Annotated in this window: 16 protein-coding genes and 4 tRNA genes; 9 read left to right on the top strand and 11 right to left on the bottom strand. The window is 67.0% G+C overall.

Annotated elements, in window-relative coordinates:
- Nucleotides 1–24 precede the first annotated feature (24 nt).
- A complete protein-coding gene (nbtS, locus tag NB3_RS01455) occupies nt 25–1,335 on the bottom strand; it encodes a nocobactin biosynthesis salicylate synthase NbtS (RefSeq protein WP_067795268.1) in 1,311 nt (436 codons plus the stop codon).
- 267 nt (nt 1,336–1,602) lie between these two features.
- On the opposite strand from nbtS, the gene NB3_RS01450 reads away from it, so the two are divergent.
- Nucleotides 1,603–4,071 (top strand): glycerol-3-phosphate 1-O-acyltransferase, encoded by a 2,469-nt coding sequence (locus NB3_RS01450; RefSeq protein ID WP_084485571.1) that lies wholly within the window; start codon nt 1,603–1,605, stop codon nt 4,069–4,071.
- Nucleotides 4,068–5,480, top strand: coding sequence for an HAD-IB family hydrolase (locus tag NB3_RS01445; protein WP_067795262.1), 1,413 nt, complete (start codon nt 4,068–4,070; stop codon nt 5,478–5,480). Before NB3_RS01450 ends, NB3_RS01445 begins: the two co-directional genes overlap by 4 nt.
- Before the next feature lie 276 nt (nt 5,481–5,756).
- Here NB3_RS01445 and NB3_RS01440 read toward each other — a convergent pair whose 3' ends face one another.
- The 7 genes from NB3_RS01440 to NB3_RS01410 all read right to left on the bottom strand — a co-directional run bounded on the left by NB3_RS01440 (nt 5,757) and on the right by NB3_RS01410 (nt 9,190).
- Complete coding sequence (locus NB3_RS01440; RefSeq protein WP_280516553.1) at nt 5,757–6,476, bottom strand: polyprenol monophosphomannose synthase; 720 nt, start codon at nt 6,474–6,476, stop codon at nt 5,757–5,759.
- Nucleotides 6,477–6,689: 213 nt separating this feature from the next.
- On the bottom strand, nt 6,690–6,872 hold the full coding sequence (locus tag NB3_RS01435; RefSeq protein WP_063023232.1) for a hypothetical protein: 183 nt from the start codon (nt 6,870–6,872) through the stop codon (nt 6,690–6,692).
- A gap of 73 nt (nt 6,873–6,945) precedes the next feature.
- Nucleotides 6,946–7,626 carry a GAP family protein gene (locus NB3_RS01430; protein ID WP_067795256.1) on the bottom strand — a complete coding sequence of 227 codons (681 nt, stop codon included), beginning with the start codon at nt 7,624–7,626 and terminating at the stop codon, nt 6,946–6,948.
- A 496-nt stretch (nt 7,627–8,122) separates the two neighbouring features.
- Nucleotides 8,123–8,196 (bottom strand) — tRNA-Phe (locus tag NB3_RS01425).
- A 58-nt stretch (nt 8,197–8,254) separates the two neighbouring features.
- Nucleotides 8,255–8,328: transfer RNA gene (locus NB3_RS01420), tRNA-Asp, on the bottom strand.
- Nucleotides 8,329–8,357: 29 nt separating this feature from the next.
- Nucleotides 8,358–8,430, bottom strand: a tRNA-Glu gene (locus NB3_RS01415).
- Nucleotides 8,431–8,524: 94 nt separating this feature from the next.
- Nucleotides 8,525–9,190, bottom strand: coding sequence for a TetR family transcriptional regulator (locus NB3_RS01410; protein WP_067795253.1), 666 nt, complete (start codon nt 9,188–9,190; stop codon nt 8,525–8,527).
- Nucleotides 9,191–10,033: 843 nt separating this feature from the next.
- On the opposite strand from NB3_RS01410, the gene NB3_RS01405 reads away from it, so the two are divergent.
- The 7 genes from NB3_RS01405 (at nt 10,034) to NB3_RS01375 (ending at nt 18,824) form a co-directional block, all read left to right on the top strand.
- Nucleotides 10,034–10,106 (top strand) — tRNA-Lys (locus NB3_RS01405).
- Nucleotides 10,107–11,271: 1,165 nt separating this feature from the next.
- Complete coding sequence (locus tag NB3_RS01400; protein WP_067795806.1) at nt 11,272–12,240, top strand: acyl-ACP desaturase; 969 nt, start codon at nt 11,272–11,274, stop codon at nt 12,238–12,240.
- Nucleotides 12,241–12,402: 162 nt separating this feature from the next.
- A complete protein-coding gene (dusB, locus tag NB3_RS01395) occupies nt 12,403–13,530 on the top strand; it encodes a tRNA dihydrouridine synthase DusB (RefSeq protein ID WP_218020516.1) in 1,128 nt (375 codons plus the stop codon).
- A 701-nt stretch (nt 13,531–14,231) separates the two neighbouring features.
- The gene (locus NB3_RS01390) at nt 14,232–15,995 is read left to right on the top strand and encodes an LCP family protein (protein ID WP_244891729.1); all 1,764 of its coding nucleotides are present in this window, start codon (nt 14,232–14,234) and stop codon (nt 15,993–15,995) included.
- Between the two features lie 177 nt (nt 15,996–16,172).
- On the top strand, nt 16,173–16,835 hold the full coding sequence (phoU, locus tag NB3_RS01385) for a phosphate signaling complex protein PhoU (RefSeq protein ID WP_067795247.1): 663 nt from the start codon (nt 16,173–16,175) through the stop codon (nt 16,833–16,835).
- Between the two features lie 118 nt (nt 16,836–16,953).
- A complete protein-coding gene (locus NB3_RS01380) occupies nt 16,954–17,247 on the top strand; it encodes a type VII secretion target (protein ID WP_067795245.1) in 294 nt (97 codons plus the stop codon).
- A complete protein-coding gene (locus tag NB3_RS01375; RefSeq protein ID WP_067795243.1) occupies nt 17,244–18,824 on the top strand; it encodes an ICP22 family protein in 1,581 nt (526 codons plus the stop codon). Before NB3_RS01380 ends, NB3_RS01375 begins: the two co-directional genes overlap by 4 nt.
- Before the next feature lie 676 nt (nt 18,825–19,500).
- Here NB3_RS01375 and pstB read toward each other — a convergent pair.
- Genes pstB through pstC form a run of 3 tightly spaced genes read right to left on the bottom strand, consistent with a single transcriptional unit; the run spans nt 19,501 to nt 22,163 of the window.
- Nucleotides 19,501–20,277, bottom strand: a complete 777-nt coding sequence (gene pstB / locus NB3_RS01370) for a phosphate ABC transporter ATP-binding protein PstB (protein ID WP_039795034.1) — start codon at nt 20,275–20,277, stop codon at nt 19,501–19,503.
- 21 nt (nt 20,278–20,298) lie between these two features.
- Nucleotides 20,299–21,201 carry a phosphate ABC transporter permease PstA gene (gene pstA / locus NB3_RS01365; protein WP_067795241.1) on the bottom strand — a complete coding sequence of 301 codons (903 nt, stop codon included), beginning with the start codon at nt 21,199–21,201 and terminating at the stop codon, nt 20,299–20,301.
- Nucleotides 21,201–22,163, bottom strand: a complete 963-nt coding sequence (gene pstC / locus NB3_RS01360; RefSeq protein ID WP_067795240.1) for a phosphate ABC transporter permease subunit PstC — start codon at nt 22,161–22,163, stop codon at nt 21,201–21,203. The genes pstA and pstC overlap by 1 nt, the downstream gene beginning before the upstream one ends.
- Nucleotides 22,164–22,253 lie beyond the last annotated feature (90 nt).

Here is a 22,253-nt window from a genome sequence, read left to right as displayed (position 1 = left end):
CCGTCGGCGCGCTGCCCGTGCGACTCAGGCTTCGACGACGTAGGGCGCGATGCTGCCCAGCTTCTCGCAGGTCTCTTCGAACTCCCGCTCCGGGCGGGACTGGCCGACGATGCCCGCGCCCGCGCGCAACCAGGCTCCTTCGGCGTTCTGGTACACCGCGCGCAGCACGAGGGTGGCCTCCAGCGCGCCGGTCGGCGAAACGGTGACCACCGCACCGGAATACAGCCCGCGCGGGTCGTGATCGAGCCGGAACACCGAGTCGACGCCCTCCCGCTTGGGAATTCCCGAAGCCGTCACCGACGGGAACAGCACCTCCAACGCGTCCCAGCTGGACCGGTCGGCGGCCAGCCGGCCGCGCACCGTCGACGCAAGGTGCTGCACGCTGCCCCGCTCCCGTACGGCCATGAAATCCGACACCGCTGGCGTGCCGGGATCGGCGACGGCCGCGATCTCCGAGAACGAGGTCTGCACCGAGATCGCGTGTTCCACGATCTCTTTCGGGTCGGTGATCAAGTCGGCCCTGGCGGCGAGATCGGCCGCGGCGCCGCGGCCGAACGCGCGGGTGCCCGCCAGCGGCTCGGTGGTCACCACCCGATCGTCGTCCACGGAGGCGACCAGCTCCGGACTGAAGCCCGCGGCCTCCAGGCCGCCGAGCCGCAGCAGGAACGACCGCGCCGGAGTGTTGTGCGCGCGCCCGAGCCGGTAGGTGGCCGGAATGTCGACGGCGAACGGCAGATCGACTTTCCTGGACAGGATGACCTTCTGATAACGCCCGGCCTGGATCTCGCCGACCGCCTCGGCCACCCGGTCGCGGTAGCCGGTGGGATCGATGCGGATGTCGGCCGGATGCGCCTGCGGCAGTTCGGCGTTCTGCGACTGCGCGATCAGATCGTGGATGTCGCCGGTCTCCGACGGCGTAGCACCCGATACCCGGACGCCGAACGCGCCGACCCTGACCTCGATACGCGGAACCATCAGGTGCGCCAGAGTCGTGCGCGGATCGAGATGCCGCGTGGCGTCGAGCGCCCAAGCGCAGAACTCGAACCCGATCCAGCCGTAGGCATTCCGCCCGTCGAGGGGCAACGCGCCGAGCGCGCGGTCGATCACGCCCGCCGGATTGCCCTCCCATCGGCTGGTCGTGGTCTCACCTTCCCAGGTGACGCGCAGCTCGCGCACGTCCAGTTCGACACTGCCGATCGGATCGGCGGCGAAGACCCACTCCCCCGGACGCTCGTACATCACGTACTCGCCGAACCGATCCGCCCCCGCCAGCCGGGACATCGCTGCCGCCGGATCGGTCACATACTCAACCCGCAGGCGTTCCGTGGTCGACAACGATCCTCCAAAGGTTACCCTGGCCTAACTAAGTGGAGGTAAGGTTAGCATTACCTCCTTCGAACTGCGGGTGTGCTCGCGGCCACACGGCGAACGCCCGCGAATCGCTCAGCAGGGGATGAACCGCGTCCCGCAAGCACTTTCGCCCGCGCTGCCTTCGCTGGTGACGATCGGCCCTCCGATAACTCGCCGCGCCGTCTGCCTGCGGGGAATAGACCCGCCGGGATTGAATAGTGGAGAGCGTCACCTGCGGAGGGAAGAACATCGATGATCGATCACCGCGGCGATTCACCCGCGACAGCCCGGCCCGGGACCGCACCGCGATCGGTGGTGGCCCTGATCGAAGCCGCCTCGGGGGTGGAACGCGAACTCGTCGGCCAGTGGCTCGCCGACGGCGGGATCAGCGCCGAGTTCGGTACCGAAGCGCCGGTCACCCAGCTCGATCTGGACGCGGGCGCCGTCGCCGCGCAGCTGGTCGGCAGGCGCGACGATCCGCTGGTTGTGCCGATCCGCGTGCTGTGGCTGCCGCCGGAACGCGACGGCGTACGCCGCGTGACCTTCGCGGATCTCGCCCTGCTGACCAATCCGCGCAAGCCCAATCGGCTGGCGCAACGCAGGCTGGTCTCCAAGTCACCGGACCGGTACGTCGTGCTGACCGGCGCACCGGCTCGGTTGAGCGAGCTGCGGCAGAACAACCCGGAGGCTTCGGCGCTCTACGACAAGGGCACCGCCGAACCGTTCGCCCGCGCCGTCGTGCGCGCGGCCGTGGTGGCGCTGGAACGCGCCGAGCGCACCGTCATCGGCGACCGGTACAAAGTGCCCAAGCTCGTCGCGGAGGAAATCCTCGACTCGCCCGACTTCCTGCGCAGGCTCGAGCTGATCGCCGATCAGATCGGCGCCAGCCCGCACGAGGTGTACCGGCGGGCGGAGAAGGCGCTCAACGAACTCGTCGCCGCCCAGAGCAGGTTGGTCTCCGACCTGTTCACCCAGGCCATGCGCCCGGTGCACGCGTCGACCTGGAATGTGGACGCCGACGAGTCCGGCCTGACCGGGTTGCGCGACCTGAACCGCCGGTTCCCCCTGGTGTTCCTGCCATCGCACCGCTCGTACGTCGACGCGTTCGTGCTGGGGGACGTGCTGGCCCGCAACGACTTTCCCCCGAACCACGTGATCGGCGGAGCGAACCTCAGCTTCTGGCCGATGGGCCCGATCGCGCGGCGCACCGGAACGGTGTTCATCCGACGCAGTTTCGGCGACGACGAGGTCTACAAGGCCGTCGTCGAGGAGTACTTCGCCTACCTGCTGGCCAAGCGCTTCAACCTGGAGTGGTACTTCGAGGGCGGCCGCACGCGCACCGGTAAGTTGCGGCCGCCGCGCTACGGTTTGCTGAACTACCTGGCCGCGGCGGTCCGCTCCAACCGCATCGACGACGTCATGCTGGTGCCGGTCTCGATCACCTACGAGCGGCTCAACGAACTCGGCGCCATCGCCACCGAGCAGGAGGGCGGCAAGAAGAAACCGGAGGGCCTCACCTGGCTGGCGCGCTATATCCGCAGCCAGCAGCACTCCGCCGGGCACGTGTACGTCCGCTTCGGTGAACCGCTGTCGGCGCGCGATCGGCTCGCCGCACACGGCGACCCGCTCACCACTCCGCCGCTGACCATTCCGCTGCACCATACGGAGCCGATTCCCGCACCGCACACGGAAACGGGCGTCGTCGACAGCGAACCGCCGGAAATCGCCGAACTGGAGCGAAGGGCCGTGCAGCGGCTGGCGTTCGAAGTCGCGGTCGGCATCAACGCGGTCACTCCGATCACGGTCAACGCGCTGGTCACCCTCGCGTTGCTCGGCGTGGACGGGCGCGCTCTCACCCTCGGCGAGGTACGCACGGTGCTCAACCCGGTGCTCGGTTACATCGACAAGCGCGAGCTGCCGGGCGGCGAACTCGAGGCGCTGCGCGACGAACAGGGTTTGGCCGTGGTGCTGGAACAGCTTTCGCTCGCCCGAGTGGTCACGGTGTATCGCGGCGGGGTCGAGCCGGTGTACTCGATCGAGTCCGGTGCCCATCTGGAGGCCGCCTTCTATCGCAACAGCGCGGTGCACTGGTTCGTCAACCGGGCGATCCTCGAACTGTCCATCCTGGCCGCGGTCGACAGCGGGGACGCCGACGCCCTGAAAACCGGCTGGGACGAGGCGTTCCGGCTGCGGGACCTGTTGAAGTTCGAGTTCTTCTTCCCCGAGCGCGGCGAGTTCGCCGATCAGATGGTCGCGGAGGTGCTGCTGGTCGATCCGGACTGGTACAGCCACACCCGCCGCGACACCTACGGCTCGGACATCCTGGCGAAGCTGACCGCCTCCGGCTTCACCATGGCCCACCGGGTGCTGCGGTCGTTCGTGGACGCGCAGTTGGTGGTGGCCGAACGGCTGGCCGCTCAGGACGCGGGCGAGGAGATCGACCGCAAGGAGTTCATCACCGAGTGCGTGGCCGTCGGTAAGCAGATGTTGCTGCAGAAGCGGCTGCACAGCCCGGAGTCGGTCTCCACCGAGCTGTTCACCAGCGCGCTGAAACTCGCCGACAACTACGGCCTGCTGGAGACGGTTGCCGACGACGAGCCGGACCAGCGCCGCGCCGAACTGACCGAGCGAAGGAACGAATTCGCCGAGCGCCTGCGCGTCATCGGCGCCCGCATCGCGCAAGCCGCCGCACTCGACCCGTCCAACCGGGAGGCCTGGTGACCGGCGCGCGCGCAGCCCTCGACGCCGCGCTCGCCGCCATCCGCTCCGGTCCGCAGGGCCGCGCGGTCGCCGCGATCTTCGATTTCGGCGGCACGGTCATCGACACCCCGAAACCACGGCGCCGGTCGCGCCGCAAGCCCGCCGACGTGCTGCTCAGCGGCATCCGCGGCCACATGACCGACGGCGAATACAGCCGGTTCCTGCGCGAGTTGTCCGAGGCGCTGGCCGGACGCTCGGAACAGGAGCTGGACGAGGTGGGCAGGCGCCTGTTCCAGCGCACCGTGTACGGGTACCTGTACCCAGAGGCGTGGGAGTTGATCCGAACCCACCGTGCGGCCGGGCACACCATCGTGCTGGTCAGCTCGCTGACCCGATTCCAGGTCGCACCCGCCGCGGCGCAACTGGGCATCGAGCACGTGCTGTACACGCCCATGGCCGGCAGCGGCGGCGTACTCACCGGGCATCCCGATGGGAAGACGCTGTGGCGCAACGGCAAGGCAGAGGCGGTCGCCGCGTTCGCCGCCGCGCAGCAGGTGGATCTCGAGCGCAGCTACGCCTACGCCGACGCGATCGCCGACCTGCCCGTGCTGTCGCTGGTGGGACATCCGGTGGCGGTGAACGCCGACGAGGAGCTGACCGGCATCGCCGACCGGCAGCACTGGACCGAGCTGACCTTCCGTCCGCGCCGTCCGCCACGCGCGAGCGACTACCTGCGCACCGCCGCCGGATTCGCCGGGCTGCTCGGGGGCGCGCTGTTCGGCGTCGCGTCGAAAGCGCCGACGCAGGACCGGCAGCGGATGGCCGACGCGCTGATGGCCAACGCGGCGCGCAACACTCTGCGCATCGCGGGCGTGCAGGTGCGGGTCACCGGCGCCGAGAACGCGAGATCGCCGCGGCCTGCGGTCTTCCTGTTCAACCATCAGAGCCAGTTCGACATCATCATCGTGCCCGAAGTGCTCGGCGGCGGCGTGACCGCGATCGGCAAGAAGGAGCTGACCAAGAATCCGGTTTTCGGACCGCTCATGCGCTTCGTCGGCGTGACGTTCATCGACCGCGCGAACACCGCGCAGGCCAAGGCGGCGCTGCGCCCGGTGGTGGAGACCCTGCGCGGCGGTCTGTCGGTCGCGGTGGCTCCAGAGGGCACTCGCTCCTACACGCCCGAGGTCGGGCCGTTCAAGAAGGGCGCGTTCCACATCGCGATGCAGGCGGGTGTGCCGGTGATCCCGGTGGTCATCCGGAACGCGGGCGAGATCTGCTGGCGCAACGCGATGGTCGCCCGGCCGGGGACGGTCGACGTGGCGATACTCGACCCGATCGACGTCAGCGCGTGGGACCCTCGCGAGCTGGACGACAAGGTCGCGGAGGTCCGCCAGTTGTTCCTGGACACGCTCCTGGATTGGCCGCGCTGAACCGTTCGGGGGAGCAGCACGCGGGTCATGGTGACATGGGCCGTCGCGACGGTGTCCACGTCCGGTTCGGCTCCGGGCGCGGTGTCCGCCGTGCCCCTCACAACGGCCGGCCATGCTGCGGACCGGCGTGGCGACGGGTCCGACACCGACGTGGCGACCGCCGCGGACTTCGACCGGTCCGCACGTCGCCGCCGCGGCATCCGCTCTGTGCTCGTGGACGGGCTGGAGGAATACTCGTCAGCCGTCGATCGGAAGCCCTGCTCCGAGGGCGGTCGCTCAGACCGCGCGACCGAACAGCAGCTTCCACGGCATCAGCGCCGACTCCAGCTGCACCTTCAGGCTCATCTTCGACGCGCCGAGCGTCCGCTCCTCGAATCGGATCGGCACCTCGGCGATCGCGATCCCCTTCTTGATGGTCCGGTAGTTCATCTCGACCTGGAACGAATACCCGTTGCTGCGGATGGAGGCCACGTCGATGGCCCGCAGGGTGTCGGCCTTCCACGCCTTGAAACCCGCGGTGGCGTCCTTGACGCCCAGGCGCAGGATCAGGTTCACGTAGAAGTTGGCCCAAACCGAGAGCGCCTTGCGGTACCACTTCCATTCGGCGGCGGTGGAGCCGCCGGGAACGTACCGGGAACCGAGCACGACACCCGCGTCGGTGCCGGACAGCTTCTCCAGCATCGCCGGGATGACTTCGGCGGGGTGCGACAGGTCGGCGTCCATCTGGATCACGACGTCCGCGCCCTCGTCCAGGGCGCGCGTGATGCCGGCGACGTACGCCCGGCCGAGTCCGTCCTTCTCGGTGCGGTGCAGCACACCGACCACGTTCGGCAGTTCGGCGGCGAGTTTGTCGGCCACCTCGCCGGTGCCGTCCGGCGAGCTGTCGTCCACCACGAGTACGTGCAGGTCGGGCACCGGCAGCGCGGTCAGCCGCTCCACCGCAACCGGCAGATTCTCCCGCTCGTTGTAGGTCGGCACAACAACGGTAACCCTCAAGGGTCGCCCTCCCTGCTGATCCTGGTTTCCGCTCGCAGCCCACGCCAGGACCTCCGAGCATTCGTCGAGTTCTGGAGAACCGTACTCGATCCACCTGATCGCGACCTGAGCGGCCGCGCCAGGAGCGACGCCGCCCGAGCCCTCGACCTGCGACTCAAGATCAACTTCACCGCACCGGGGAAGGCGTTCTGCGAACCTTCCCCGCTGGGCTCCTCAGTCCCCGTCCCGCCATGCCCGGTCCCGGGCGTCTTCCCGCGCGTTGCGAGCGTGCGCGATCTCCAGCGCGCGCTCGGCCGTCGCCTGGTCCGGGTACGGCCCCATCCGGTCGCGGAACCAGCACTGCCGCCCTTGCTCGGCCCGATTGTGCTTCAAGCAGTAATACCAGCGCTCAGCCATACCTCCAGCATCCCACCGAACCGCACGGCTCAATCGCTTTTCTCGTCGCCGTCCATTGCCCCGGCGCCGCGATTCAGGGCCAAAGGCTTCGGTAATGGACGAGAGCGTCGCACAGGAGAACCACACCGAAGATCGCGAACAGCACGCGCACCGACGCGGGACCGTACGAGCTGATAATCCGAACGATTCTTCGATACATCCGCCGCGCTCGGGTCGTGCGCCGCATCGCGAGGCCGAGTATCACCAGCGGCGGCAGCAATGCGAGCGCGCAATAGGCGACGACGATCAGCGGCCACAACGCCGGTAGCGGATGCCGCGCGGAGATCATCGCGAGTCCGGCCAGATAGGGAACCGCCGTCGGCGCCTGCGCGATGCCGATCGCCACGCCGAGTCCGGCGAGCACCCATGGCTGTCTTCGTAGCGCGGTCGCCCCCTCCGGGGCCGCCGGACCGCCCATTCGGATGCACGCGAGAGCGATCAGCACCACCCCCGCGCCGAGTTCTCCCCAGTACCGCACCGCCGGGGTGACCCGGAAGTCGAACAGGTCGGTCAGGAACCCGATCCCCAGGATCGTGCAGATGCCGAAAGCGGTGGTGACGGCGAAGACGCCCGCCAGCAAGCTCAAACCGCTCACCAGCGGCGAGCGACGGCTCAACCTGCTGTCGTAGACCACCGCCGTGGTGACGCCGATCAGCAGCAAGTCGAGCGAGTCGAGGAAGGCGAACCCCGCGAGCGCGAGGAGAAGGGTCCACATGGCCGCGCCAGCCTACCCGCGCCGCCCAACCGACCACCCAATCCCGAACACCCCTGCCCCACTGTGTGATTCACCACATCGCGTGGATGCAATGGCACACAGCGACCAACGCCGCACAGATCGACAACCGACTGCCAAAAACCGCCCCCAGAAGCAACCTGTCGAGCGAGAGCCCAAGTGGAGCCTCGCAAAGCGGTTGCAGCTACCACCAATGGGACACCCGCCCAGCGCGACCAACCTGGACCACCCCACCGAAGCCGCGAACAACCCCGCAAACGCAGGAACCAAACCGGACGACACCCCCGCCTGCGGCAGGAACCAACCGCTGCCCCCGCCGAAGGCAAAATCCGGACGACACCCCGAAAACGCAACCAGAGACGATGGGGGTCCGGGGGCGAAGCCCGCCGGGCGGGGTGTGGGGGTTGCACCCCCACAAGAAATGACGAAACGAGCCCCGCCCACGCTTTCCGTGGACAGGGCTCGCCTACGAGTGGAGTGGCCAGGGCCGGGATCGAACCGGCGACCTTCCGCTTTTCAGGCGGACGCTCGTACCAACTGAGCTACCTGGCCGCAGGCACCCGAAGTGAATGCCATACGCGAAACGCCGGATATCTCCGGCGCCTCTTTGCGACCCTGACGGGACTCGAACCCGCGACCTCCGCCGTGACAGGGCGGCGCGCTAACCAACTGCGCCACAGGGCCATGCTCTGCTACCAACGATCCGTGGATCGTACCCCCTACGGGATTCGAACCCGCGCTACCGCCTTGAAAGGGCGGCGTCCTAGGCCGCTAGACGAAGGGGGCTCGTCCCGGATTTCTCCGGACCGGCTTTCAACGGCTGTCCGTTGGGAGCTGGGATAGCTTATGACAGACCGGACTCGAATCCCAAACCGGCTGGTCAGAGGCTTAAACCGAGCTCATCCAAGCGCGCTTGGGCACGCCACCCGTCGCTGCGGAACTTCTCCAGCCATTCCGGGGTGGCCATCGCCTCGATCACCACCTCGAGCGCCTCCTCGAACCGCGACCGCAGATCGACCTGCCCGCCGATCAGGTCCACCATGTACCGCTGGCCGGCCAGCGCGGCGGCGAGCGTGCGGGTGAACCGGTCGGGATCGGCGTCCGCGCGCAGCTGCCCCTGTTCGATGGCACGGACGGTGAGCACCCGCGTGGTGCGGCCGAGGATGCGGTTGCCGCCGGCCTGCACGTCACGGTAGAAGTCCGGTTCGATGATCAGGCGGTACTCGGCCTGCACGATGATGTCGTGCTCGAGTCGCAGCGCGATCTCGTCGACCACCCCGTGCAGGATGTCCAGCGGGCTGAGATCCGTTCGCGCCAGCCAGCGCTCGGCGGACGCGCGATAGCGCTCCACCGCGGTCTCCAGCACCGCGCGTGCCAGATCTTCCTTCGAATCGAAGTGGAAGTACATGGCGCCCTTGGTGGCGCGCGATCCTTCCAATATGCGGTTGAGCGATGCAGCGGCATAGCCGCTCTTCCCGAACTCAACGGCGGCGGACCTGATAATCGCTGCCCGTGTCCGGCGCGCCCGCTCTTGCTGCCGTGCCATGCTCGAAACGCCTCCGAAGCCTTACTCGCCGCCAATCAGCCACCCCCGAAGGAACGGACCCTCGGCGCGAATTCATGAGTTTTATCAATACGTCGAACCCGGTTTTCGACCGATTACAAACTCTCGGTACGAAAAGTCCTCAATAACCTGGAACACACCAGCTGGTATAGTTTGCCTGCCCGGGTGCGCCGCAGGGGGTGCGCATCCGGGCATTTCTTCGTCTCGAACGTGCCTCCTCCTGCGGCATCGAGTTCCGTCGCGCCATGGCCGGCCGGACCGACCGCGACACCTTCGGACACAGCAACGACAATCCGAATTCCGCGGCGCCGACCGAGCCGGCGATTCTTTCGGAATTCATCAAGGCGTCACCGTACCCGGAATCCCGATGCGACACGCGGCAAACCGAAGAGTCGAGTAGCCATCTCATTCTGTTTTCTGTTACGGCAAATTTTTGGCAACCCAACCCGGCCGTCCGGAGGGTGCGCGAATTCACCAGCGGCCCAAGTCGGTTCACGCGCGCCGACCGGCAACTCGGACAACCGGCCGTCGCCCACGTTCCGCCCGCCAACCCACTCCACGCGCACCCACCGGCCGGAGCCGTTCACCCCCTGCAAATCCAAAGACATTGCCAGCCAACATGATTGAATGATATCCAGATCCAGCTAAGATGAACAAAGCTGGGTGCCAAGTGTTTACCGCCCGCATCGCCCGCCGCGTTACCGCCTTCCCGCGACGGCTCCGCCCAGCCGGTCGCCACCCCGCCCCACCCATCCATCCCGCCCACCGACACGAACTCCCCCGATTGGGGCATCCGCCCCCATCCGCACTACACTGTTCCTCCGCGCCCCTATAGCTCAGTTGGTAGAGCTACGGACTTTTAATCCGCAGGTCGTAGGTTCGAGCCCTACTGGGGGCACAGAGGTCGGGCGCCCGGGTTACTCCGGGCGCCCGATCCGTTTCCGGAGCTCTCCCGCCCGTACGACCGGCCGAACCGGCCTGGAGGGGCCGACGTCGAAGCTCTCCGGCCGAGGTACTACACGCACACGTCTCGCTGGTGCGGCAGCCGGGGAGACCCCTCGGCGGCACGGTGACAATCTGTTCGACGAGGCCTTCTCATTCCTTTGCGCAGTGGAAGCGGCAGCGGGTGCGAGCGGCAAGGAGCGCGTCTTGTGCGGCGCCCGTCGGCCAGCACGGCCTCAGACGCGACTATGGCGGACGCAGATCGCGATGGGCCGGTTGGGCTGTGATGAACGGCACAGCTATCTCTCTATAGGGCACCCGCTGACAAAAAGGCCTCGGCTCACGGCCGACCACACGGCACGTCAGGGACAAGATTGTTCGCGGCCGGACTCGGGTCCGAGAAAAACGGATGCGCGTGGGCGAATATCAACTCCGGCGTCGCAGTAGATACATACGGAGGATTTCGCCGCAGCCACCCATTCCGGTCACGGCGACACGTCCGCGGCCGGCCGCCGAAGCCGGACGGCACCAGTCACACTGCCGTTCGACGGCGGCGAATGCGCTCAGCGCGCCCATCCACCGCGCCCCGCCGACAGAATCGCCCGCGCCCCGCCGACAGAATCGCCGACTCGTGCACACAGACGTTGCGGAAGTCCACCGTGTGGCGCCACGGAGACACCCGCCGGATCCCGCCATCACACCCGCCCGGTCCCACGGCGCTCCCGATACAAGGGGCGCACCTCGACCACGCTCTCGAAGGTGCTTCGCGGGCACCGATTCACAGGAACATCGCAGCTAGGCGGGCCTCGGTGCGCCGACACGCGCAGAACCAGGACGTTTCGCCGCCATATCCGCCCGCTGGCCGGGATTGTGTGGTCGAGCACGGGCCGGTAACGCCGCGAGCACCGCGTCGATAGTCCCACTGCCGCGGGAACAGCCCATACACTCGTGTGGATCACTGAACGGCGAAGACGTCGTATGAGGTGGATCACCAGGGCATCGATCACCTAACGGATGCGTTTCGCATCACACCTACGGTGCCGTAAGGTATGGCCGCATCGGCATCGGTCTACCTTGAGATTGACCTGCACGACCGGAAGCACACACTGAAGGGTTCATACATGGCAAGGGATCTGACTCAACTCGAACTGCTGACGGAGTTGGAGCCGGTTGCCGAAGAAAACGTCAACCGGCACCTCTCCTTGGCAAAGGAATGGCATCCGCACGACTACGTCCCGTGGGACGAAGGCCGCAACTTCGCCGCACTCGGTGGCGTGGATTGGGATCCGGAGCAGTCCCGGCTCAACGAGGTCGCGAAGGCGGCCATGATCACGAACCTGCTCACCGAGGACAACCTGCCCTCCTACCACCGCGAGATCGCCGAGAACTTCTCGCAGGACGGCGCCTGGGGCACCTGGGTGGGTCGCTGGACCGCCGAAGAGAACCGCCACGGCATCGTCATGCGGGACTACCTGGTCGTGACCCGCGGCGTCGATCCGGTCGCCCTCGAAGAAGCCCGGATGGTTCACATGACCAACGGTTTCGCCTCCCCCGCGGAAGCCGACGCGGGCTTCCTGCATTCCGTCGCGTACGTCACCTTCCAGGAACTCGCCACCCGAGTCAGTCACCGCAACACCGGCAAGGTCTGTGACGACCCGATCGCCGATCGCATGCTGCAGCGCGTCGCCGCCGACGAGAACCTGCACATGATCTTCTACCGCAACATGTGCGGCGCCGCCCTCGACCTGGCGCCCGACCAGGCCATCGAGGCGATCACCCTGATCCTGGAGAACTTCCAGATGCCGGGTGCGGGCATGCCGAACTTCCGCCGCAACGGCGTGTTGATGGCCAAGCACGGCATCTACGATCTGCGTCAGCACTTGGAGGACGTGGTCCAGCCGGTGCTGAAGAAATGGAACATCTTCGAACGCACCGACTTCACCGCCCGCGGTGAGGCGGTCCGCGAGCGTCTCGGGCTGTTCCTGGAGAAGCTGAGCAAGGACGTCGTCAAGTTCGAGGAACAGCGCGATCGGATGCTCGCCCGCGAGGCCGCCAAGCGCGACCGTGCGATGGCGGGCAGCTCCGCGTAGGACCCCACCGGACATACAGCAAGGCGCCGCCCTCCCGGAAGACCGAGGGCGGCGCAGGCGTGCGCGCCCACGGTCGGCGTGCGCACCGGGCAGCTGACCCGCTCCGGCCGACTCACGTGCGCAAATGAGACACTGGTCGGCGTGACGATGACTACCGAGGCGATGGCCAAGCTGCGGATCGGGCCGTATCCGGTCGATCCGCCGGTCGTGCTCGCGCCGATGGCGGGCATCACCAATCTGGCGTTCCGCAAGTTGTGCCGGGAATTCGGCAGCCCCACCTCGATCTACGTGTGCGAGATGATCACCGCGCGGGCGGTGGTCGAGCGTAACGAGAAGACGCTGCACATGATGTCCTTCGATGCCGACGAGCATCCCCGCTCGATGCAGCTCTACGGCGTCGACCCGGCCACGCTCGGCGAAGCGGTGCGGATCATCGTCGGCGAGGGGTGGGCCGACCACATCGACCTCAACCTCGGCTGCCCCGTGCCCAAGGTCACCCGTCTCGGCGGCGGCGCCGCCCTGCCGTACAAGCGGACGCTGTTCCGGAGCATCGTGCGCGCCATGGTGAGCGCGGCGGAGCCCGCGGGGGTTCCGGTCACCGTGAAGTTCCGCATCGGCATCGATGACGACCACCTCACCTATCTGGACGCGGGCCGCATCGCGGAAGCCGAAGGAGCGCGAGCGGTCGCATTGCACGCGCGCACGGCCGCGCAGCGCTACTCCGGCGAAGCCGACTGGAGCGCGATCGCCCGGCTCAAGGAAGCGGTCACCTCGATCCCGGTGCTCGGTAACGGCGACATCTTCTCCGCCGCCGACGCCGTGCGCATGATGGACGAGACCGGATGCGACGGCGTGGTCGTCGGTCGCGGCTGCCTCGGCAGGCCGTGGCTGTTCGCCGAACTGCAGGCCGCGCTGCGCGGTGAACCCCTGCCGGAGCCGCCCGATCTCGGCCGGGTGGGCGCGGTGCTGTTCCGGCACGGCGCGTTGCTGTCCGAGCATCTCGGCGAGGAGAAGGCCATGCGCGATCTGCGCAAGCACATGGCCTGGTATCTGATGGGCTTCCCCGTCGGTTCCGATCTGCGTCGGGCGTTCGCGACGGTGGACAGCCTCGCGCAGCTGGAAGATCTCGTCGGCCGCCTCGACCCGGCCGTTCCCTTTCCGAAGGACGCGGAGGGCCCGCGCGGCAGGCAGGGCTCGCCGGGCAAGGTCGCGCTGCCGCACGGGTGGCTCGACGATCCGGACGATCCCGCGGTGCCGAGCGCGGCGGATGTGATGCACAGCGGAGGCTGATCCGGCAATCACACAGCGAATCCCAAGCGCAACACCACTGTGACCTCTTCGATTTCGCACTGGGGTGGCTCGCCGTGGCGGAATCGTTATCATTGCGGAATCGGTGCCGCCGGTCGAGTGTGACCTGAGCGGGAAAGCAGGACGAAAAGCGAGGTTCGTTGGTGGGTGACGATCGGCACGGGCGTTCGCCACGGCCCGGAGGTCGCGCCCCGTGGGAGCGGTATCCCGCGGCGGACTCCCCCGACCGGGACGCCGCACGCACGTCTCGTCGTTCCCGCCATACCGACGCCGCTCCCGACCAGAGTTCCGCCCCCCTCACGGTGCAGGATCTCGTCCAGCGGGTCGACAACGAACGCACCGGCCGTCGCGGCCGCCGCGCGGAACCGACCCCAGCGGATCCCACCGCGGCGCCGAGCCGAGGCCGACGCCCGGAACCCGGCCCGCCGGACCCCACCGCCAACGGCCGGGGACGCCGCGCCGAGCCGACGCCACCGGTTCCCGTCCCCCCGGCGAACCGAGGCCGACGCCCCGAGCCACTACCGCCGCAGGCGGGTCCTCCTTCGGCACGAATCAACCGTGCCGAGGCACGGCAGGAAGCTCCGCGCAGGCCCGCCGATCCGGCCGCCGCCAACGGCCGCGGCGCCGCAGCCGGTCCCCGGCGCGCGCCGGACTCGCCGCCACGCCCGACGGGCAGCTCGCCCGTGGTCCAGGACATCACGGGAGCCACACCGGCCGCCCGCCCCGCAAGCCGCCGTCCTGCCGAGCGCTCCGCGCCCGTGGCTCCCCCGGAACCGGAGCAGGCAGAAGAGGTCACCGACGTACTTCCCCCGCTCGAGGAGCCCACGCGCGCCAAGCGCAAGGGCGTGAGCTGGCCGACCAAGGACGGCAAAGACGCCAAGCCGAAGGCCGTCGGCACCGCCCAGACTCGTCTGCAGGCCTCCCGGGAGCGTCGCAACAAACGGCTGCGGACCGCGGGAAGGGCGGGGGGCGCAGTGTGCGCCGTGCTCGCTCTGCTGGTGACCGGCGGCGGCTGGAGCTACCTACGTTCGACGAGCGACAGCTTCACTCAGGTCTCCGCGCTGGACGACAATTCGGAAGACGTGATCGACTCCAACGCCCAGCTCGGTGACGAGAACTACCTGCTCGTCGGCACCGATACCCGGGCAGGGGCCAACGGCCAACTCGGCGCGGGCACTTTGGACGACGCCGAAGGCTCTCGCGCCGACACCACCATGCTCGTGCACATCCCGAAGGCCAGGAACCGGGTCGTGGTCGTGTCGTTCCCCCGCGACCTGGACGTCACCAGACCCCAGTGCAACGGGTGGGACACCACCGACGGCAACAATCCCGTCTACACCAAAGAGACCTTCCCGTCCGCAATAGGCGACAAGCTCAATGCCGTCTATAACCTCGGCGGTCCGAAGTGCCTCGTGACGACGATCCAGCGACTGACCGGTAGCTCGATCAACCACTTCATCGCCATCGACTTCGCCGGGTTCGAAGCGATGGTCAACAAGATCGATGGTGTCGAGGTCTGCGCGACCAAACCGCTCGTCGACGATGTACTCGGCACCATCCTGGAGCAGCCGGGTAAGCAGCGCGTCAACGGCGAGACCGCTCTGAACTACGTGCGGGCCAGACACGTCCACGGGGAAGAACGCAGTGACTACGACCGCATCAACCGGCAGCAGCGTTTCCTGGCCTCGCTGCTACGCGGCGCACTGTCGAGCAAAGTACTTTTCGATCTCGGCAAGCTGAACGGGTTCATCGAAGCGTTCAAAGACCACACCTTGGTCGACCACGTGAAGTCCGACGATCTGCTGACGCTGGGACGTTCCCTGCAGAAGATCGACGCGGGCACAGTCACCTTCCTCACCATCCCGACCGCGGGCACCACGTCTTACGGCAACGAGATTCCCCGCGAATCCGACATCAAGGCGATCTTCAAGGCGATCCGCGACGACCAGCCCCTGCCGGGTGAGAAGCCGACCGTCCAGGCGAACGCACCTGCGCCCGCCCAGGCCGCACCGACGCCGACCAAGTACCGGGCAGTGGACCCCTCGACCGTCTCGCTGCTGGTGTCCAACGGCTCGGGAGTCGAAGGGCTGGCGCGCACGGCGGCCACCAAGCTGGGCAACCAGGGCTTCACGATCTACAACACCGGCAACTACGCGAATGGCACCTCCCCGACGACGAAGGTGCGCTACGCCCCCGGCCTGGAGGCGGAGGCCGCGACCGTGGCGACCGCGATCCCCGGCGCGACCATCGAGGCCGCCGACGATCTGGGCGGCATCGTCGAGGTCGTCATCGGAGGCGACTCGAAGACGGGCGTCACGGTGAAGTCGCCGACGCCGGTCAGTGACGAGATCACCAACGTCGCGACGAGCGTCGCGACGGATTCGACGCCCGCCGTGCTGCCGTCGGACTTGGAACACGTCAACGCGGCCGAAGACATCTGCAAATAGCGCGCAGGCGCAGCTGCGACGCAGATCACAAAGCGTCGTGATGTCGTCGTTTCGGAACCGAGCGGGTGCCGATGGCGATCATGACGCATCAATGGCAACCCTCGCGCTAATGATGCACACCGGTCATTCACTCCCTGTTCGTGACTTGGTCAGCGGGGCGAACTAGTGTCAGGTTCCATGCGTGTCATCTACAACGAGCAAATGGCCGAGCTGGCGCACCTGCTGGGCGAGATGGCGGGGCTGGCGGGCTCGGCCATGGAGCGGGCTACCCAGGCTCTGCTCCAGGCGGACCTCGCGTTGGCGGAGCAGGTGATCAGCGAGTCCGATCGGATCGCCGAACTGATCCAGGACGCCGAGGAGAAGGCCTTCGCCCTGCTCGCGCTACAGGCTCCGGTCGCCGGTGATTTGCGGCAAGTGGTGAGCACGATCCAGATCGTCGCCGACGTGAACCGGATGGGCGCGCTCGCGCTGCACGTGGCCAAGGTCGCGCGCAGGCGTCATCCGAACCACGCGCTACCGGAGTCCGTCAACGGCTATTTCGCCGAGATGGGCCGCATCGCGGTGAACATGGGGGCCGGCGCGCGCGAGGTGCTGGAAACCCGTGATCCGGAGCGCGCGGCGCAGCTGAACGAGGACGACGAGGCGATGGATGATCTGCACCGCCACCTCTTCACCCTGCTCATGGACCGGGACTGGAAATACGGCGTCGCGGCTGCCGTCGATGTCACGCTGCTCGGCCGCTACTACGAGCGCTTCGCCGATCACGCGGTCGAGATCGGCCGCCGCGTCATCTTCTTGGTCACCGGCGTGCTCCCGCCGGACCCCGACGCGGAGGGGTAAGCGAAAAACTTGCTGCGCTTGACGTTTCGCGGGCGGCGAATGATAGATTGAGCCGCACAGGGGCGGGAGTGCTCTTATAGCGTTACGCCGGAGGGTATCCGGTATGAAGGGGGGCGTTATGAACGTCAATCCAGCGGAGTTGCGTGCGCTGGCCGCGTCGATGGATAAAATCGGCGGTGATATCGGCGCTTTGACCGTGCGTGCCACCACCGATGCCCTCGGCGGTGTCCTGCCCGGCTCGGCGCTGAGCGAAGCGTGTGCAACGGCGGGTTCGAATGTCGAGAACGCATGGCGGCGAATGGCTATGCGCTGTAAGCGAGTATCGAACATCGCGAAAGGCGGCGCCGCGAATTACGAGGTGTCCGACCAAGAGTTTCGCGCCGGCCTCGACGCGATGGGCGCACAGTTGTGAGGAATACCGGAACGACGCCCACCCTCACCCAGGTGCGGTCGGAATGGCAGCCGTGGAAATTGAGCGAAGCCGGGACGGAAATACGGACCCGCAACGGTGAATTCGTCTCGCTGATCGATCAGACGGTGACGCAGATCCGGTCGGCGGGCGCGCATTGGAGCGGTGATGCCTATTACGCCGCCTACGACCGGATCGCAGGCGACCGCGACACGGCGAACAAGGTCGCGTTGGACACCGAGTCCCTCGCGCAGACCTTGATCGACAGCGGCACCAGCCTCGCCGGATTCCGTCAAGCTCTACTGGACAAGGTCGATCAGGCCGTCGCGGCCGGATTCACCGTCTCCGAGGACTGGCAGGTCGCTCCTGGGCCGGGCACGTCGGAGGAAGACGGCGAATCGCAGTACACCTACCAAACCGCCATCACCACCGCGCTGAACGAACTGATCGGCACCCAGACCGACGTCGCCGCGAAGATCGAGCAGGCCAGCGGCGACGTCAGCACCCGGGCGAATCAACTCGGCGACGGCGACCCGCTCGACAGCGACGATTCCGCCGCTGCGACGGACCCGGCCCTCGCGGTGTACAGCAACCCGTCCGACGCCGCGGCCACGGGCCAGGAGCAGGATCCGGCTGCGGGCACACCGGTGAACAACAGTCAGCAGTCCAACGAAACGGCTCCCGCGAGCACACCGCAGGCGAGCCCGGTCGCCCAGCAGTCCACCGACCAGACCGGCGCCGAGAATCCGAAGAAGCAGGACAGCGGCGAGTCCGGCGACGGCAAAGACAAGAGCGAAACGGGCGCGGGCAAGAAAACCGAAGGCACCGGAGACGGCAAGACCGAAGACACCGGTGACGGTAAAGACGAAGGCACCGGCAACGGGTCCGAGGACAAGTCCAGTTCCAGCGGTCCGGCCAGCGACCCGAATTCGTGGAAGCCGTCCGACGTGACGAGCTTGATCACCTCGGTCAGCCAGATCACCGGCAATGTGCCCACGCTGATCGAATCCATCGGCAAACTCGACGACGATCTCGACGACATCATCAAAGCCGGTGGGGAGGCAGGAAAGGGCCTGATCGAGGCCGCCGGTACCACCGCGGAGAAGTTCGCGAACGCGGCTGACACGATCGCCGGGACGCACCAGGCCGACGGAACGCCAGCGGAATCGCCGTCCTCGGGTGACCCTGCCGGAACCGGGACGCCGAAGCAAGATTCGGCGGCCACCGATCCGGACGCGAAAACCGACGATCCGAACGCGAAATCCACCGATTCGAAGACCGACAACCCGGCGGGCACCGACAACAGCAAGACAGACAGCAACAAGACCGACAAACCGAATTCGCCGCAGAACGCGGAAACGAAGCAGGACCAACCGGCGTCCGTCAGGCAGGCGAGCTACTCCGACACCGGCAATCCGAGCACTGCCCCCGCGTCCATGTCCAGCTCCCCGTCGACCGCTCCGGCAAGCACCGGCCTGCTGGGAGGAATGTCTGCGGCGAACAGGCAATCGGACTCGGAACATACGCGCCGAGTACAGGCCACCCCGACGCCACTGTTCGAAACCCCGCCCGACGAATAGCCGACCCGCTACCCGGCCGGAAGCATGAAGACCCTGGCAGCACCCAGGGTCTTTATTTCACGTATGCGGCTGCTGCGACAGCACAACGGCGCGCGTCTCTTCGGACCGTGGCTACCGACAATGGCGAAATCGGCCCCGACCGCTGGTAGCAGTCGGGGCCGATCGTGTGGACTGTTGCGTTATGTGCCGACGGCTTGCCAGTTGTCGACGGCGTCGATTACAACAGGAGCCGGTATTACGATCAGGCGATAACCCATCCGTACGAGCCCCCGCCGTATGAGTAGCAGATCCACTTCGTCGCGCCCTCATAGTGAACGTTGCCAACGGTATACGCATTGCAAGGCGCAGTTGGAGCAGCCTCAGCTTGCGGGGCCAGCATCGCCGTGGTCAAGATCGCGGCCACACCGACCAACGCACCAGAAAGCAATCGTACTGTCATCACGAAACCTCTTTCGCTTCAACGGATTTCACAGAGGTTGCGCCATTCGAACCCCCCTGTTTCACAGGCTACCGCACCATGCTGGCAGAAACAATCACTCGATCGAAATGACAAGGGCGGCACCGGTACTCCACCTATTTCGGCGGGTTCCTGCCGGAACGCAGAAAGGCCCTGGGAATCCCCAGGGCCTTTCACTTTGCCTGGCAGCCTCGGTACACAGCCGCTCGGCAACCGAACTCAGCCGAAGCGGCCGGAGATGTAATCCTCCGTGGCCTTCTGCGACGGGTTGGAGAAGATCTTCTCGGTGTCGTCGATCTCGATCAGTTTGCCCGGCTTGCCCTGGGCTTCCAGGTTGAAGAAGCCGGTCTGGTCACTCACGCGCGCGGCCTGCTGCATGTTGTGGGTGACGATGACGATGGTGAATTCCTTCTTCAGCTCGGTGATCAGGTCCTCGATCGCCAAGGTGGAGATCGGGTCGAGCGCCGAACACGGCTCGTCCATCAGCAGCACGTCGGGCGACACGGCGATGGCGCGCGCGATGCACAGCCGCTGCTGCTGACCGCCGGAGAGGCCGCCGCCCGGCTTGTCCAGGCGGTCCTTCACCTCGTTCCACAGGTTGGCGCCGCGCAGCGAGCGCTCGGCGACCTCGTCGAGTTCCTTCTTGTTGCGCACGCCCTGCAGCTTCAGGCCCGCGACGACGTTGTCCTTGATGGACATGGTGGGGAACGGATTGGGCCGCTGGAAGACCATGCCGATCGTGCGGCGCACGCCGACCGGGTCGACCTGGGTGCCGTAGATGTCCTCGCCGTCCAGCAGCACCGCGCCCTCGACCCTGGCGTTCGGGGTTACCTCGTGCATGCGGTTGAGCGAACGCAGCACGGTGGACTTGCCACAGCCGGAGGGACCGATGAAGGCGGTCACGCTGCGCGGCAGCACGGTCAGCGAGACATCGGACACGGCATGGAACTTGCCGTAGTAGATGTTCAGATCTTTGACGTCGATCCGCTTGGCCATTTTCGGTAATCCGTTCCGCTTCTATCGGTTCCGGGTGAGCAGGCGGTTGAGGACCGCAGCCGCCAGGTACAGGAGGGCGATGATGATGATGAGGGTCAAAGCCGCGCCCCACACCCGCTCGCGTCCGGCAGCTTCGGGGTTGGCCAGCTCCTGGTAGATCAACAGCGGCAGCGACGCCATATTGCCGTCGAAGATGTTCATGTTGATCGACTTGCTGTAGCCGACCAGCACCAGCACGGGAGCGGTCTCACCCATCACCCTGGCGATGGCCAGCAGGATGCCGCTGATCATGCCGGGCAGCGCGGTGGGCACCACGATCCGCACGATGGTCTTCCACTTCGGGATGCCGAGGGCGTAGGACGCCTCGCGCAGCTCGTCCGGCACCAGTTTGAGCATCTCCTCGGTGCTGCGGACGACGACGGGCAACATCAGCAGCACCAGCGCCAGCGACACCGCGAGCGAACTCTGCGGGAAGCCGAGCGTCGCGATCCACAGCGCGAAGATGAACAGCGCGGCGACGATCGACGGCACGCCGGCCAGGATGTCGACCATGAAGGTCGTGACCTTGGCCAGCAAGCCGCGGCCGTACTCGACCAGGTACACCGCGGCCATGATGCCGAGTGGCACGGCGATGACGGTGGCGACCAGCGACTGCACGATGGTGCCGTAGATGGCGTGATAGACGCCGCCCGCGACCTGGTTGGGCAGCACGCCCTTCAGCGAGTTCTGCCACCAGTCCGCCCGGAGCACGGCGCTGAAACCTTTGCTGATCACCATGATCAGCACCCAGGCCAGCGGCACCAGCGCGATCGCGAACGCCAGCCACACCAAGCCGGTCGCGATGTTGTTGCGCACCCGGCGCGACAGGCTCACATCCCGGAAGGTGGGCGGCTTGATCGGCCGGTCCAGAGTCGAGGAGGTCATCACCCGTTCACCCTTCCGCCCGCGGCCAGCCGAGCGAGCGCGTTCACGACGAAGGTCAGCGCGAACAGCACGAAGCCTGCCGCGATGTACGCGCCGGTCGGCAGCGGGGCACTGAACTCCGCGGCGGCCGAGGCGATTTTGGAGGCGAAGGTGTAGCCGCCGTCGAACACCGACCAGTGTCCCGGCTGCGCGGCCGTCTTCAGCACGATCAGCACGGCGATCGTCTCACCGAGCGCGCGGCCGAGGCCGAGCATGGCGCCCGCGATCATGCCGCTGCGCCCGTATGGCAGCACCGTCATCCGCACGACTTCCCATTTCGTCGCGCCGAGCGCTTGGGCCGCCTCGATGTGCGCGCGAGGGGTGAGGTTGAACACCTCACGGCTGACCGAGGTGATGATCGGCAGGATCATCACCGCGAGCACGACGCCCGCGGTGAAGATCGTGCCGCCGCTGGCCAGCGGGATGTTGCCGTCGTCGAACAGGAACAGCCAGCCCAGGTTGTGGTTCAGGAAGGTCTGGATCGGCTCCAGTTGCGGAGCGAGCACCAGGATTCCCCACAGACCGAACACGATCGATGGCACCGCCGCGAGCAGATCGACGACCACCGAGAACGGCCGTGCGAGCGTCTTCGGCGCGTAGTGCGTCAGAAACAGCGCGATGCCGATGCCGATCGGCACGGCGAGCGCCAAGGCGAAGATCGAACTCAGCACCGTCACCATGAACAGATCCCGGATGCCGAACCGTAGGTGGTTGGCGTCCGAGGTGTTGAACTCGGTGCTGGTGAAGAAGTTCGCCTCGTTCGCCAGCACCGACGGCACCGCCCGGATGAGCAGGAACAGCGCGATCAACGCGATGGAGGCGACGATGATCGCACCGGCCGTCGTGGCCAGGGAGCGGAAGATGATCTCCGCTCGCGGGCTGTGCGGGCGACCGCGCTTCGCGGCCGGTTCGGTGCTCGGCATGAGCGCAGTATCTCCGCCTGCTCGCTGGTCGGTCGAATCCGACTGATCAGCGGCGGCTACCTCGTCGTGCACGGTCATGTGGGGCTGCTA

This window comes from Nocardia beijingensis NBRC 16342, from assembly GCF_001612785.1.
Taxonomy (GTDB): domain Bacteria; phylum Actinomycetota; class Actinomycetes; order Mycobacteriales; family Mycobacteriaceae; genus Nocardia; species Nocardia beijingensis.
The sequence above is the reverse complement of the archived record's forward strand: the minus strand, read 5'-3'. Positions and strand labels throughout refer to the sequence as shown.

Bases quoted from the DNA above. Each gene is read 5' to 3' on its own strand.
- NB3_RS01435 (WP_063023232.1), bottom strand. From the start codon at position 6,872: ATGGCTGAGCGCTGGTATTACTGCTTGAAGCACAATCGGGCCGAGCAA.
- pstC (WP_067795240.1), bottom strand. From the start codon at position 22,163: ATGCCGAGCACCGAACCGGCCGCGAAGCGCGGTCGCCCGCACAGCCCG.
- pstB (WP_039795034.1), bottom strand. From the start codon at position 20,277: ATGGCCAAGCGGATCGACGTCAAAGATCTGAACATCTACTACGGCAAG.
- NB3_RS01410 (WP_067795253.1), bottom strand. From the start codon at position 9,190: ATGGCACGGCAGCAAGAGCGGGCGCGCCGGACACGGGCAGCGATTATC.
- pstA (WP_067795241.1), bottom strand. From the start codon at position 21,201: ATGACCTCCTCGACTCTGGACCGGCCGATCAAGCCGCCCACCTTCCGG.
- phoU (WP_067795247.1), top strand. From the start codon at position 16,173: ATGCGTGTCATCTACAACGAGCAAATGGCCGAGCTGGCGCACCTGCTG.
- NB3_RS01450 (WP_084485571.1), top strand. From the start codon at position 1,603: ATGATCGATCACCGCGGCGATTCACCCGCGACAGCCCGGCCCGGGACC.
- dusB (WP_218020516.1), top strand. From the start codon at position 12,403: ATGGCCAAGCTGCGGATCGGGCCGTATCCGGTCGATCCGCCGGTCGTG.
- NB3_RS01400 (WP_067795806.1), top strand. From the start codon at position 11,272: ATGGCAAGGGATCTGACTCAACTCGAACTGCTGACGGAGTTGGAGCCG.
- NB3_RS01380 (WP_067795245.1), top strand. From the start codon at position 16,954: ATGAACGTCAATCCAGCGGAGTTGCGTGCGCTGGCCGCGTCGATGGAT.
- NB3_RS01430 (WP_067795256.1), bottom strand. From the start codon at position 7,626: ATGTGGACCCTTCTCCTCGCGCTCGCGGGGTTCGCCTTCCTCGACTCG.